This window comes from Enterobacter cloacae complex sp. IR5384 (genome assembly GCF_049237265.1).
GTDB classification, from domain to species: Bacteria; Pseudomonadota; Gammaproteobacteria; order Enterobacterales; family Enterobacteriaceae; genus Enterobacter; species Enterobacter cloacae.
Genome location: NZ_JBMKHJ010000014.1, coordinates 56,017 through 68,604, shown reverse-complemented (window position 1 = coordinate 68,604; position 12,588 = coordinate 56,017). Strand labels below are relative to the sequence as shown.

The 12,588-nt window shown below is 55.1% G+C and carries 12 protein-coding genes and 3 tRNA genes; 8 read left to right on the top strand and 7 right to left on the bottom strand.

What is annotated here, in order from left to right:
- The first annotated feature begins 31 nt into the window (after nucleotides 1-31).
- Together ACOTX3_RS13480 and xni are read left to right on the top strand one after the other, a co-directional pair.
- Nucleotides 32-1,399, top strand: coding sequence for an L-serine ammonia-lyase (locus ACOTX3_RS13480; RefSeq protein WP_020689323.1), 1,368 nt, complete (start codon nucleotides 32-34; stop codon nucleotides 1,397-1,399).
- 112 nt (nucleotides 1,400-1,511) lie between these two features.
- Nucleotides 1,512-2,267: a flap endonuclease Xni gene (gene xni, locus ACOTX3_RS13475; RefSeq protein ID WP_045902065.1), complete on the top strand. Its 756-nt coding sequence runs from the start codon at nucleotides 1,512-1,514 to the stop codon at nucleotides 2,265-2,267.
- 42 nt (nucleotides 2,268-2,309) lie between these two features.
- Here xni and rlmM read toward each other — a convergent pair whose 3' ends face one another.
- The 4 genes from rlmM to ACOTX3_RS13455 all read right to left on the bottom strand — a co-directional run bounded on the left by rlmM (nucleotide 2,310) and on the right by ACOTX3_RS13455 (nucleotide 5,332).
- Nucleotides 2,310-3,410 carry a 23S rRNA (cytidine(2498)-2'-O)-methyltransferase RlmM gene (gene rlmM, locus ACOTX3_RS13470; protein WP_013098534.1) on the bottom strand — a complete coding sequence of 367 codons (1,101 nt, stop codon included), beginning with the start codon at nucleotides 3,408-3,410 and terminating at the stop codon, nucleotides 2,310-2,312.
- The gene (locus ACOTX3_RS13465) at nucleotides 3,403-3,798 is read right to left on the bottom strand and encodes a DUF423 domain-containing protein (protein ID WP_003862756.1); all 396 of its coding nucleotides are present in this window, start codon (nucleotides 3,796-3,798) and stop codon (nucleotides 3,403-3,405) included. The genes rlmM and ACOTX3_RS13465 overlap by 8 nt, the downstream gene beginning before the upstream one ends.
- Before the next feature lie 39 nt (nucleotides 3,799-3,837).
- A complete protein-coding gene (gene gcvA / locus ACOTX3_RS13460; protein ID WP_023622031.1) occupies nucleotides 3,838-4,755 on the bottom strand; it encodes a glycine cleavage system transcriptional regulator GcvA in 918 nt (305 codons plus the stop codon).
- A gap of 349 nt (nucleotides 4,756-5,104) precedes the next feature.
- A complete protein-coding gene (locus ACOTX3_RS13455; protein ID WP_008499648.1) occupies nucleotides 5,105-5,332 on the bottom strand; it encodes a YgdI/YgdR family lipoprotein in 228 nt (75 codons plus the stop codon).
- A 192-nt stretch (nucleotides 5,333-5,524) separates the two neighbouring features.
- Between ACOTX3_RS13455 and csdA the strand changes: the two genes are divergently transcribed.
- Both csdA and csdE read left to right on the top strand, forming a co-directional pair.
- Nucleotides 5,525-6,730, top strand: coding sequence for a cysteine desulfurase CsdA (gene csdA, locus ACOTX3_RS13450; RefSeq protein ID WP_058679593.1), 1,206 nt, complete (start codon nucleotides 5,525-5,527; stop codon nucleotides 6,728-6,730).
- Entirely contained in the window at nucleotides 6,730-7,176 is a 447-nt protein-coding gene (gene csdE, locus ACOTX3_RS13445) for a cysteine desulfurase sulfur acceptor subunit CsdE (protein WP_023622033.1), read from the top strand. Before csdA ends, csdE begins: the two co-directional genes overlap by 1 nt.
- Here the strand turns inward: csdE and tcdA are convergent.
- The gene (tcdA, locus tag ACOTX3_RS13440; protein ID WP_014833111.1) at nucleotides 7,167-7,973 is read right to left on the bottom strand and encodes a tRNA cyclic N6-threonylcarbamoyladenosine(37) synthase TcdA; all 807 of its coding nucleotides are present in this window, start codon (nucleotides 7,971-7,973) and stop codon (nucleotides 7,167-7,169) included. The two genes, csdE and tcdA, sit on opposite strands and share 10 nt — an antisense overlap.
- Nucleotides 7,974-8,049: 76 nt before the next feature.
- On the bottom strand, nucleotides 8,050-9,147 hold the full coding sequence (mltA, locus tag ACOTX3_RS13435; RefSeq protein ID WP_013098540.1) for a murein transglycosylase A: 1,098 nt from the start codon (nucleotides 9,145-9,147) through the stop codon (nucleotides 8,050-8,052).
- Nucleotides 9,148-9,356: 209 nt separating this feature from the next.
- Between mltA and ACOTX3_RS13430 the strand changes: the two genes are divergently transcribed.
- The 3 genes from ACOTX3_RS13430 to ACOTX3_RS13420 all read left to right on the top strand — a co-directional run bounded on the left by ACOTX3_RS13430 (nucleotide 9,357) and on the right by ACOTX3_RS13420 (nucleotide 9,654).
- Nucleotides 9,357-9,433, top strand: a tRNA-Met gene (locus ACOTX3_RS13430).
- 34 nt (nucleotides 9,434-9,467) lie between these two features.
- Nucleotides 9,468-9,544, top strand: a tRNA-Met gene (locus tag ACOTX3_RS13425).
- Nucleotides 9,545-9,577: 33 nt separating this feature from the next.
- A tRNA-Met gene (locus ACOTX3_RS13420) sits at nucleotides 9,578-9,654 on the top strand.
- Between the two features lie 88 nt (nucleotides 9,655-9,742).
- Here the strand turns inward: ACOTX3_RS13420 and amiC are convergent.
- Complete coding sequence (gene amiC, locus ACOTX3_RS13415; protein WP_013098541.1) at nucleotides 9,743-10,996, bottom strand: N-acetylmuramoyl-L-alanine amidase AmiC; 1,254 nt, start codon at nucleotides 10,994-10,996, stop codon at nucleotides 9,743-9,745.
- Nucleotides 10,997-11,223: 227 nt separating this feature from the next.
- On the opposite strand from amiC, the gene argA reads away from it, so the two are divergent.
- The gene (gene argA, locus ACOTX3_RS13410) at nucleotides 11,224-12,555 is read left to right on the top strand and encodes an amino-acid N-acetyltransferase (protein ID WP_421631615.1); all 1,332 of its coding nucleotides are present in this window, start codon (nucleotides 11,224-11,226) and stop codon (nucleotides 12,553-12,555) included.
- Nucleotides 12,556-12,588: the final 33 nt, after the last annotated feature.

The window sequence follows — 12,588 nt, the reverse complement described above, 5'->3', positions numbered from 1 at the left end:
TTCCTCTCTGACTGAAAGCAATTGACGCATCATGATTAGCGTATTCGATATCTTCAAAATCGGTATTGGTCCTTCCAGCTCTCACACTGTCGGACCAATGAAAGCCGGTAAGCAGTTCACGGATGACTTGATTGCACGCGGCATCTTGCACGACATCACCCGCGTGGTTGTCGATGTGTACGGCTCGCTTTCCCTGACCGGGAAAGGCCACCATACCGATATCGCCATTATCATGGGCCTGGCGGGAAACCTGCCGGATACCGTTGATATTGATGCGATCCCTGGCTTCATCCAGGACGTAAACACCCACGGTCGCCTGCTGCTGGCAAACGGCGAACACGAAGTGGAATTCCCGGTTGACCATTGCATGAATTTCCATGCGGACAACCTGTCGCTGCACGAAAACGGCATGCGCATTACCGCGCTGGCCGGCGACACCGCGGTTTACAGCCAGACCTATTACTCTATCGGCGGCGGGTTTATCGTCGACGAAGACCACTTTGGTCAAACCAGCACCTCTTCTGTCGACGTGCCGTATCCGTACAAAACTGCGGCCGATCTCCAGCGTCACTGTCAGGAGACGGGGCTTTCCCTCTCCGGTCTGATGATGAAAAACGAGCTGGCCCTGCACAGCAAAGCGGAGCTGGAACAGCACTTTGCTAACGTCTGGGAGGTGATGCGCGGCGGGATTGAACGCGGGATCACCACCGAAGGCGTTCTGCCCGGTAAGCTTCGCGTACCGCGTCGTGCGGCCGCGCTGCGCCGTATGCTGGTGAGCACCGATAAAACGACCACCGACCCAATGGCCGTCGTAGACTGGATCAACATGTTCGCCCTGGCGGTGAACGAAGAGAACGCCGCAGGGGGCCGCGTGGTCACGGCGCCAACCAACGGCGCCTGCGGTATCGTTCCGGCCGTACTGGCGTACTACGACAAGTTTATCCGTGAAGTGAACGCCAACTCGCTGGCGCGCTACCTGCTGGTCGCCAGTGCGATTGGTTCTCTGTATAAGATGAACGCCTCCATTTCCGGCGCGGAAGTGGGCTGTCAGGGTGAAGTGGGCGTGGCCTGTTCCATGGCCGCTGCGGGTCTGGCAGAGCTGTTAGGCGCAAGCCCGGCGCAGGTTTGCATCGCCGCCGAAATCGGCATGGAGCATAACCTGGGGCTGACCTGTGACCCGGTTGCCGGACAGGTTCAGGTGCCGTGTATCGAACGTAACGCGATCGCCTCCGTGAAGGCAGTGAACGCCGCACGTATGGCGCTGCGCCGCACCAGCGAGCCACGCGTCTGCCTCGATAAGGTTATCGAAACCATGTACGAAACCGGTAAAGATATGAACGCCAAATACCGTGAAACCTCTCGCGGTGGTCTGGCAATGAAGATCGTGACCTGCGATTAAGCCTCTCAGGAAGCCTCGTTTTGCGAGGCTTCTTCCTGTTTTCCCCGCCGCACATAGTTTCATACCGCTGACAGTGTTACCCTTCCTTCATGAGACAGAAGGGAGATTATCTGTGGCTGTTCATTTGCTTATCGTCGACGCGCTCAACCTGATTCGCCGGATCCATGCAGTGCAAGGCACGCCCTGTAAGGACACCTGTTTGCACGCGCTGGAGCAACTTATTCGCCACAGCGAACCGACGCATGTCGTGGCCGTATTTGATGACGAGGCGCGTAATTCCGGCTGGCGACATCAGCGTTTGCCGGACTATAAAGCCGGACGGGCCCCCATGCCGGACGATTTGCATGCAGAAATGCCGATGATTCGCTCGGCATTCGAAAAGCGCGGCGTGCCCTGCTGGGGCGCACAGGGCAATGAAGCGGACGATCTCGCGGCGACGCTTGCGGTCAAAGTGGCCAGCGCCGGGCATCAGGCAACCATTGTGTCGACGGATAAAGGCTACTGCCAGCTGCTCTCACCCACTATCCGCATTCGTGATTACTTCCAGAAACGCTGGCTCGACGCCCCGTTTATTGCCAGTGAATTTGGCGTCTCGCCTGAGCAACTTCCTGACTACTGGGGGCTGGCGGGGATCAGCAGCTCTAAGGTGCCGGGCGTTGCCGGTATTGGGCCTAAAAGCGCCGCACAGTTGCTGACGGATTTTCAGAACCTGGAAGGGATCTACGCCCGGCTCGACGAAGTTCCGGAAAAATGGCGTAAGAAGCTGGAGGCCCATAAAGAAATGGCCTTTATCTGCCGGGATGTGGCGACGTTACAGACGGACTTACAGCTGGACGGGAATTTGCAGCAGTTGAGATTAGAGCGTTAAGCGTCCACTCTCCCCGTTGAGGAGAGGGTTAGGGTGAGGGGCCTATCGCTCGTCGCGACGCCCGCCCACGGCCGCCCACCAGCGACGAATATGCACCGTCACCTCTTCGCGATCGTGATACAGCTGACGCGCCTGGATCTCCACGTTAATGCCGTGTTCATCCAGTTGCTGCTGAATATAGGCCAGGTTCTGAGAGACCTCCTCATAGCGCTTTTTCATTGGCAGCTTGAGGTTAAAAATTGTCTCACGGCACCAGCCGTTCACCAGCCAGGAGGCCATCAGTGCCGCCACTTTCGCTGGTTTTTCCACCATATCGCATACCATCCAGGAGATGTTATTGCGGGTTGGACGATAGCGGAAACCGTCTTCACGCAGCCAGGTGACCTGCCCGGTGTCCATCAGGCTTTGCGCCATCGGGCCGTTATCAACAGACGACACCCACATGTTGCGTTTCACCAGCTGATAGGTCCAGCCACCGGGACACGCACCGAGATCGACCGCGTACATGCCGTTGGCCAGACGCTCATCCCACTCATCCGCCGGAATAAAGACGTGAAACGCCTCTTCCAGCTTCAGGGTTGAACGGCTCGGCGCATCAGCCGGGAACTTCAGGCGTGGGATCCCCATAAAGAACGGAGAGTTGTTGTTGGTATAAGAGTAACCGGCGTAGCAGCAGCCCGGGGCAATAAAGAAGATATGCACGACCGGACGTTTTGGCGTTTCGTAGTTTGTCAGCACGCCGGCATCACGCAGCGCCGCGCGCAGCGGTACGGTGAACTTACGGCAGAACTTCATCAGCTCTTTGCTTTCGTTGGTGTCGGCCACTTCAACGCGCAAATCGCCCCCCTTCTCGACCACGCCCTGCAGCATGCCCACAATCGGGGTGATGCGATCTTCTGGCGGGAGATCTTTCAGCAACTCACCCGCGACAAACATCTGGCGCGCAAAGATCAGTGAACTGAACGGCAGCTCGCGTGCCAGCTTATCCGCATCGTCAGGCTGGTAGCATTCGAACACCACATAGCCCGCATTATCCTTAACGCGCGCGAAACCGAAGACTTCTCGCTTCGCCGCTTTATCCGTAATTTCCGCGGCGCACTCTTTCTCAAACCCCGGGCGACAATATAAAACAACCTTATTCATGAACAACGCCCTTGCGTTTCAGACGGATAGCTCCGATAAACATTAATACCCACCCTGCCAGGAAGCTGACGCCGCCGACAGGTGTAACAAACGCCCACAGGCGCAAATGCGAGAGCGCAAGGCAGTAAAGGCTGCCGCTGAACAGCACCGTACCCAGCGCCAGGAAAACGCTGCTCCAGTAAAACCAGATGCTGATGCGGCGCTGCATCGCTACCGCCAGCCCAAAAATAGCCAGCGTATGGAACGCCTGGTATTCAAGGCCGGTCTGGATCCAGCCCATCTCCACCACACCCAAAGACTTGCTTAAGACATGTGCGCCAAACGCGCCCAGTGCAACAAAAATAAAGCCACTCACCGCGGCAAAAATCAGCATGAATCGGCTGGTCATGTTTCAGTCCTAAAGTAATGCGTGCCCGGCACACAAAAGTTATTGTTCATACCTGAAGCGGAATTTTTCTTGCTCGCTCGCCGCTTTCGCCAGTATCCACTGCCGGAAAGCGGCTATTTTACCCAGTTCTGCCTGACTGTCATGACAAACCAGATAAAACGCATTCTTGCTGACCAGTACATCATTAAAAGGGCAAACCAGACGGCCGGCCTCAATTTCGGACTGCGCCATGACGTTGTTCGCCAACGCAATGCCCTGTCCGTGAATGGCAGCCTGTAGCACCATCGCACTGTGGCTAAAGATGGGGCCCTGCTGCACGTTTATATGATTAAGACCTAATTGACGGGTATAAGTTTGCCAGTCGCGGCGAGAAGCATCGTGTAACAGCGTATGTTGTGCCAGATCGGCGGGCGTTTTTAACGCTTTATCGCCTGTCAAAAGCAGCGGTGAACAGACTGGCAGCAGATATTCTGCGTATAATTTCTCGACACGCAAGCCCGGCCAGTTACCACGCCCATAAAAAATGGCAACGTCCACATCGTCCGCCAGTTTGTCTTCCTGACGATCCACCGCCTGGATCCTGACATCAATTCCCGGATAAGCTGAGTTAAAGCTTGAGAGTCTGGGCACCAGCCACTGAATGGCAAAACTGGGCAATAAACTGACCGTCAGTGCGCCTTTTGCACTCCTGGCCTGCAGCTTGCGCGTGGCTTCCGTGAGCTGGGAAAAAATCTCTTTAATATCCTGAAAATAGCTCTGCCCCTCTTCCGTCAGCAACAGCGAACGGTTGCGTCGGCGAAACAGCTTGAGGCCCAGAAAATCCTCCAGGGACTTGATTTGGTGACTTACTGCGGCCTGTGTCACAAAAAGCTCATCTGCTGCGCGGGTGAAGCTTAGATGACGTGCTGCTGCATCAAAAACACGTAATGCATTTAGGGGTGGCAATCGCTTGGACATGGTTATCTGGCTTAGATGTTAACGAGATTTAACAAACAGGAAACAACGTTTAACCTATTAGTTTTTTTTATCTGAGCCATTATAATTTGTCCGTTGAGGAACTACCAGCAAATACCTATAGTGGCGGCACTTCCTGAGCCGGAACGAGAAGCTTTTTTTGGAATGCGTGTTCTGAAGAGCTTTTGGCTTACGGTTGTGATGTTGTGTTGTTGTGTTTGCAATTGGTCTGCGATTCAGACCACGGTAGCAACGCTACCAATTTTTCACTTCCTGTACATTTACCCTGTCTGTCCATAGTGATTAATGTAGCACCGCCAATTTGCGGTGCTTTTTTTTGCTTAGCGATCTGTTAATGCTCGATCTCTTTCATCTCTTTCACGTCCGTGCGGTTGATCTGCTGCTTGTTCCCGTTAGCATCTTTGTATGAAATCATCCCGGTATCGTTATCGGTTGTCGGTTTCCCTTCCGAAACAATGGAACGACCATCGTTAGTGTGCATGACGTAGTTGTTACCAGAACAGGCGCTCAGGGCAAAAGTAAACGCACAGGCAGAAATGATTGCAGCTGTCTTATTCATGATTCTTCTCCTTTAGCAATTAATGCTATTCAAACCTCGATTTATAACAGGCTAAAACATCCGCCTAACACTATTTAGCATAACCTGCTTTTTCAGGGGCGTTGGGATAAGCAGACAATTCTGATAGATATCAACCTCCTTGCCCTGCCGCTGAAATTGCGCGACGATCTCAGTAATGCAATGAGGAATTCCATGAACGCTTTCAGCCCTGCGCAGTTTCGCGCACAGTTTCCGGCGCTGGCCGATGCCGGTATTTATCTCGATAGCGCTGCCACAGCCTTAAAGCCGCAGGCGGTTATTGAGGCAACGCAGCAGTTTTATAGCCTGAGCGCAGGCAATGTACATCGTAGCCAGTTTGCCGAGGCCCAGCGCTTAACCGCGCGCTACGAAGCCGCACGCAATCAGGTTGCTCGTCTGATCAATGCCGAAAGCGGGAAAAACATCGTCTGGACGCGGGGTACCACCGAAGCCATAAACATGGTGGCCCAGTGTTATGCCCGCCCACTGCTTCAGCCCGGAGACGAGATCATCGTCAGTGAAGCGGAACATCACGCCAACCTGGTCCCATGGCTGATGGTGGCAGAGCAAACAGGGGCACGGGTGGTGAAGCTCCCGCTGGGGACAGATTACCTGCCGGACGTAGTACAGTTATCGGAGGTGATTACACCGCGCAGCCGCATTCTGGCGCTTGGACAGATGTCGAACGTCACCGGTGGCTGCCCGGATTTGGCGCAGGCTATCCGCATCGCGCATGCCAACGGCATCATAGTGATGGTTGACGGCGCGCAGGGCGTGGTCCATTTCCCGGCCGATGTGCAAAAACTGGATATCGATTTTTATGCCTTCTCAGGGCATAAGCTCTACGGACCAACCGGTATCGGGGCGCTGTACGGTAAGCCTGAGCTGCTGGCAAAAATGACGCCGTGGCTCGGTGGCGGCAAGATGATCGCGGAAGTCTCTTTCGAGGGCTTTAAAACCCAGGACGTCCCTTACAGGCTGGAAGCGGGTACGCCAAACGTGGCGGGCGTCATTGGCCTGAGCGCCGCGCTCGAATGGCACGCCGAAACGGACATTGTCCAGGCGGAGAGCTGGAGCCGGGGTCTGGCGACGCTTGCTGAAGAGGAGCTTAAAAAACGCCCTGGCTTCCGTTCGTTCCGCGTGCAGGATTCAAGCCTGTTAGCCTTTGATTTTGCGGGCGTACACCATAGCGACATGGTGACCCTGCTGGCAGGATATGGCATTGCGCTGCGTGCCGGGCAGCACTGTGCCCAGCCGCTGCTGGCAGCGCTTGGCGTGAGTGGTACACTGCGCGCCTCGTTTGCACCTTACAATACCCAAAGCGATGTCGACGCGCTGATTTCCGCGGTTGACCGCGCCCTTGAACTCCTGGTGGATTAATGACTAGCTCAGCTTTAGCCGGACATCCGTTTGGCACAGTGATCACAGAAGAAACGTTAAAACAGACCTTCGCGCCGCTCACACAATGGGAAGATAAATATCGTCAACTGATCCTGCTGGGTAAGCAGCTTCCGGCCCTTTCTGACGATCTCAAAGCGCAGGCAAAAGAGATCGCGGGCTGTGAAAACCGCGTCTGGCTTGGGTTCAGCGTATCCGGTGAGAAACTGCATTTCTTTGGCGACAGCGAAGGACGTATCGTTCGCGGTCTGCTGGCGGTGCTATTAACCGCCATCGAAGGGAAAAGCGCGGCGACGCTACTGGCGCACTCGCCGCTGGCTCTGTTCGATGAGTTAGGGCTGCGCGCGCAGCTGAGCGCCTCACGCGGTCAGGGCCTGGTCGCCCTTAGCGAAGCGGTGCAGGACGCCGCCCGTCAGGCTCAGGCCTGACGTTCCGCCTTCGCCATCATCTTTTTCAGTGCGTGAGACACCGCCACAAAGCCAAAAGAGGCGGTCACCATAGTGGCCGCGCCAAATCCTGAGGCGCAATCCATCCTTTTTGGCCCTTCCGCCGTGCTTTTCATTGCACACACCGAGCCGTCCGCCTGCGGATACACCAGCGCTTCGGTCGAGAAAACACAGTCGACGCCCAGCTTGCCCTTGCTGTTTTTCACCACGTTAAAATCGCTTTTCAGACGTTCACGCAGCTTGGCCGCCAGCGGATCCTGAATGGTTTTGGCCAGATCGGCCACCTGGATCTGTGTGGGATCGATTTGTCCGCCTGCGCCACCGGTGGTCACCAGTGGCACCTTGTAACGACGACAGTACGCAATAAGCGCCGCTTTTGGACGCACGCTATCGATCGCGTCAATCACGTAGCTGTAGCCCTTACTCATATAGTCTGCGACATTATCCGCCGTCACAAAATCATCAATCACCGTGACCCGACATTCCGGGTTGATCAGGCGGATACGCTCTGCCATGACCTCAGATTTTGCCAGGCCGACGTTGTCACGCAGGGCATGGATTTGACGGTTGGTGTTGGTGACGCACACGTCATCCATATCAATCAGCGTGATTGCGCCAATACCGGTTCTCGCCAGCGCTTCTGCAGCCCACGAGCCCACACCACCAATGCCCACGACGCAGACATGCGCATCCGCAAACAGCTGCAGGGCTTTTTCACCATAGAGACGTGCCGTACCGCCAAAACGCTGGCGCCAGGCGTCGCTGATTACCACAGACATAAAACCTCAGATGTAAAAAGGGTGAGGTTTTTCCTCACCCTGAACAGTAATCCGTATTCCGCTCAGAATACCACAATCAGCCGCTGAATACGTTTCCGGCGCCAGGCGCTGTCTTCAGCACCCATACGCGGCCATAGTGGTTATACCAGCCCGCCCGGTGACCGGCATCCGGACCAATTCCCTGATAAATATCGAAGTGCTGGCCTTTAATCGCGCCACCAACGTCCAGTGCCACCATCAGACGTAGCTCGTACTGGCCGTTAAATTTACCGTTATTATCCAGCAGCGGCACTTCTGCCAGCAGCGTGGTGCCCGCAGGAATGATGGAACGATCCGATGCTACCGACGCACGGCCAATCAGCGGCACGGCGCTCGCCCCTTTCACCGGCGCAAAGTTTTGCGGTTTGAAGAAGACGAACGACGGGTTCTGCTCCAGCAGCTCGCGCACCTCAGCTTCACTGTGTTTTTCGCCCCACTCGCGGATCGCCTGCATCGACATATCTTCTTTTTTCACTTCGCCACGGTCGATCAGCACTTTACCAATGCTGCGATAGGCATGGCCGTTTTTACCGGCGTAGCTAAAGAAGTTCAGCGGAGAACCGTCACCAAAATCGATGTAGCCGCTGCCCTGAACGTCCATGATGAAGTTATCCATCAGGGAGTTGCTGTAAGCCAGGACGTAGTTTTCGCTAAGCGCACCGGCGTAGATCTCTGCGCGGGACGGCAGGCGACCACGTTTTGGCGGCATACGATAAATAGGATACTGGAATTCGCCCTGACGCGTATGTCGCGCCTGGATAACCGGGGTGTAATAGCCGGTAAACTGCACGTTGCCGTAGTTGTCCGCCCCTTCCATCTGCCAGGCGTCGATACCAAACTGACGCATATTGCGCGTATCGCCGCCCGCGCGCAGCCAGTCCTGCACCGCGTTATAGACGCTACTCTGGGCACCATACAGGCGCGGCGACGCATTGCGGATCTGGTAAACCTGCTCGGAGAAATCACCAGCGTTGATCGGTGCGCCGACAGCATCCGGCTGGTTAACTAAAGAGAAAGGCTGGGATAACTTCCCGTCTTTATACTGTTGACCGCGATCGGTCGGTTTAGAAGAACAGGCCGCAAGAATGGCTACCATTGCGCCCGTGATCAGATACTTTGCCCAACGTCCTTTCATTATATCTCGTCTTTAAGTTGCCCATTTCCGCGTGATGAAGATAACAAACCCACTGTTCTAATGAAACGGAATCACATGCCCTTTGGCAAATTCTGAGCAAAAAATAGTCCAAAGGTTTCAATGTCGTTCAATTTACATACAAAATTAATGAATTATGTGAAAAAGGGGTTGCATCACAAACCTAACCGAGTATAGTGCGCTTCCACGGACGCGGGGTGGAGCAGCCTGGTAGCTCGTCGGGCTCATAACCCGAAGGTCGTCGGTTCAAATCCGGCCCCCGCAACCAATTAAAATTTGATGAAGTATAAGCAGTACGGTGACGCGGGGTGGAGCAGCCTGGTAGCTCGTCGGGCTCATAACCCGAAGGTCGTCGGTTCAAATCCGGCCCCCGCAACCAATCAAATTTGATGAAGTAAAAGCAGTACGGTGCCGCGGGGTGGAGCAGCCTGGTAGCTCGTCGGGCTCATAACCCGAAGGTCGTCGGTTCAAATCCGGCCCCCGCAACCAATACTTCTAAAAACAATAAACACCCTTAAGGGTGTTTTTTTGTATCTGTCGTTTGTGAATTTGCCGGGGGTTAACCCGGCGTTCAGCACTATCCACGTCGTGCCAGCGTCGCCCCGTCAGAGAAATACGCCCGGATCCCTGCCAGAATCGACTCAGCCACTTCCTGCTGGAATTTGGCCGTCTTGAGCTTACGCTCCTCTTCCACGTTACTGATAAACGCCGTTTCAACCAGGATAGACGGAATATCCGGTGCCTTCAGCACCGCAAACCCGGCCTGCTCGACGCTGTTTTTATGCAGCTTATTGACCCGCCCCAGCTTGCCCAGTACCGCTTTACCAAACTTCAGGCTGTCGGTAATGGTCAGCGATTGCACCATGTCGAACATGGTGTGATCGACGTAGCGGTCGCCGCTTTTGCTCACACCACCGATGAGATCCGAGGCGTTCTGCGTGTCCGCGAGGTAACGGGCTGCGGTACTGGTCGCCCCTTTGGTGGAGAGCGCAAATACTGACGATCCACTCGGCTGACGGCTGGTAAAAGCATCAGCATGGATAGAGACGAAGAGATCCGCCCGCTGCTTCTGGGCTTTTGCCACGCGGACTTTCAACGGAATAAAGACGTCTTCATTACGCGTCATGTAGGCGCGCATGTTGCCCTCTCTATCGATTAACGCCTTCAGACGGCGGGCAATCTGCAACACCACATCTTTTTCCCGCGTCCGGTATTTGCCTACCGCACCCGAGTCTTCTCCGCCGTGGCCAGGATCGAGCATGATCACAATCGGGCGATCGCGCCCTGCTTTTCCGGGCTGCGGACCACTTTGCGCAGGCGGAACCTGTTTCTCCAGATTGCCCTGGTTGTAGTCTTCCAGTAACGCCAGGAGCGGATCCTGAATGTCCGTTGCATTCGCCGGATAGAGATCCATCACCAGACGCTCTTTGAACGATGCCACAGGCGCAAGGGCGAACAGCTGCGGTTTCACGTTCTGCTTGAGTTCAAATACCATGCGCACGGTTTGCGGATCAAACTGCCCAACGCGCGCCGATTTGATAAACGGATCGTCACCGCGGATCTGCGCCGCCATCCCCTTCAGAACGGAGTTCAGGTTAACGCCTTCGAGATCCACCACCACACGCTCAGGGTTGCTCAGGGCAAATTGCTTATATTTCAGCACCCGATTGGATTCCACCGTCACACGCGTATAGGTTGACGACGGCCAGACGCGCACCGCCACCACCTGACTTGTGGCGGCAAGACCCACCTGGCTGACGCTGAGCAGCCACATCGCCCCTGCCCCTTTTAACAAACGGCGGCGGCTTATTGCTGAATTGGATCCCGACATGCTTCTCCCGAGCAAGAAATCTGATTGACAGACAAAACATCAAAATTGACCGAAAACTTTAACGAATGACGCATAAACTGTCATCTATAAAAGGGTAAACAATCATACGTTAACGCACGGATTACTTATTATTTTCTGTGGGTCGCAGAAAATTTAGGCTTGCACATGCGGCCACAATCGAATAAAAATACAGAAATTACGAATAAACATTCATTAAGGGTTGTGCCATGGTGAAGGAACGTAGAACCGAACTGGTCCAGGGATTCCGCCATTCTGTTCCCTATATCAACGCCCATCGGGGAAAAACGTTTGTCATCATGCTCGGCGGCGAAGCCATTGAGCATGAAAACTTTTCCAGCATCGTCAATGACATTGGCCTGCTGCACAGCCTCGGCATCCGCCTGGTGGTGGTGTATGGTGCGCGTCCGCAGATCGATGCGAACCTGGCCGCACACCATCACGAGCCGATTTATCACAAGCATACCCGCGTTACGGATGCCAAAACCCTTGAGCTGGTGAAACAGGCAGCGGGTCTGCTGCAGCTTGATATCACCGCGCGTCTGTCCATGAGCCTGAACAACACGCCGCTTCAGGGGGCGCATATCAACGTCGTCAGCGGTAACTTCATCATCGCTCAGCCTCTTGGCGTGGACGACGGGGTAGACTATTGCCACAGCGGACGCATTCGTCGTATTGATGAGGAAGCCATTCATCGTCAACTGGACAGCGGTGCCATTGTGCTGATGGGGCCGGTGGCCGTTTCCGTAACCGGCGAGAGCTTTAACCTCACTTCAGAAGAGATTGCCACCCAGCTGGCGATCAAACTGAAGGCGGAGAAAATGATTGGGTTTTGCTCCTCTCAGGGCGTCGTGAACGAAGAAGGGGTGATCGTGCCAGAGCTCTTCCCGAATGAGGCCCAGGCCCGCGTGGAAGCGCTGGAAGCCGAGGGAGATTACTACTCTGGTACCGTCCGGTTCCTGCGCGGTGCTGTGAAAGCCTGCCGCAGCGGCGTGCGTCGCAGCCACCTGATCAGCTATCAGGAAGACGGTGCTCTTCTGCAGGAGCTGTTCTCCCGCGACGGTATCGGCACCCAGATTGTAATGGAGAGTGCGGAGCAGATCCGCCGCGCCACCATTAACGATATCGGCGGTATTCTGGAGTTAATTCGCCCACTGGAGCAGCAAGGGATCCTGGTACGCCGTTCCCGCGAACAGCTGGAAATGGAGATCGATAAATTTACGATTATCCAGCGCGATAATCTGACCATCGCCTGCGCCGCGCTCTATCCGTTCCCGGAGGAGAAGATCGGCGAAATGGCCTGCGTTGCCGTCCATCCAGACTACCGCAGCTCTTCACGCGGCGAGATGCTGCTTGAGCGCGTGGCGGCTCAGGCGCGCCAGATGGGCCTGAGCAAGCTGTTCGTTTTGACCACGCGCAGTATTCACTGGTTCCAGGAGCGCGGATTTACGCCTGTGGATATTGATTTGCTGCCTGAAAGTAAAAAAGAGATGTACAACTATCAACGCCGCTCAAAGGTGCTGATTGCCGACCTGGGATAACAGATCCTTCGCCGGGTGGCGTTGCGCCGACCC